The sequence below is a fragment of the Spirochaetota bacterium genome, assembly GCA_026414805.1.
Classification (GTDB): domain Bacteria; phylum Spirochaetota; class UBA4802; order UBA4802; family UB4802; genus UBA4802.
On the sequence record JAOAIH010000170.1, the window covers coordinates 1 to 568 of the forward strand.

At 37.0% G+C, this 568-nt stretch carries 1 protein-coding gene; it reads left to right on the top strand.

The features are described from left to right. The first annotated feature begins 140 nt into the window (after positions 1–140). Positions 141–473, top strand: coding sequence for a hypothetical protein (locus N3F66_15210; protein MCX8125494.1), 333 nt, complete (start codon positions 141–143; stop codon positions 471–473). Positions 474–568 lie beyond the last annotated feature (95 nt).

The window sequence follows — 568 nt, forward strand, 5'->3', positions numbered from 1 at the left end:
AGTGATGGCAACTCCTACTATAAGTCAGTTATTAGCAGATTTGGTGCAATAAGAATAGAAAAAGGAAGTGGTGTTTGCACATGATAAAAATAAAGCACATAATAAATAAAGATGATGGTTTTACCTTAACTGAGGCTTTAATGTCAGTTTTACTTGTAGCTATTTTAGTTATAGGTGTTGTTGGGCTAATTACAGCATTTTCTAAGTTCACAAGACAAGACTTAGTTGGTACATGCCTTGTTCAGGCTGCTTCATCAGGTATAGAAGCAAAAAGAGCAAATCCAACAACAAGTTCAATTCAGATAGCCTGCGGTGGATATACAATAAATGTTACGATTACTGGAAATCCTCCTTCAACTGCTCCGCCTATGGGTTCGGGTCAAAGTGCTTGTGCAGAGGTTACCGCAACCGCAACAGTAACTGGTAGGACCATGATATTGAGAGATGTGGTATGTAATTTCCCACAGGGATAACCATAGGGGTAATAAAATGAAAAAGATTTTTATCTTCAATAACAGAGGATTAACATTTGCAGAGATAATGGTTGCTATTGCTGTAAGTATTATAG

Bases quoted from the DNA above. Each gene is read 5' to 3' on its own strand.
- N3F66_15210 (MCX8125494.1), top strand. From the start codon at position 141: ATGTCAGTTTTACTTGTAGCTATTTTAGTTATAGGTGTTGTTGGGCTA.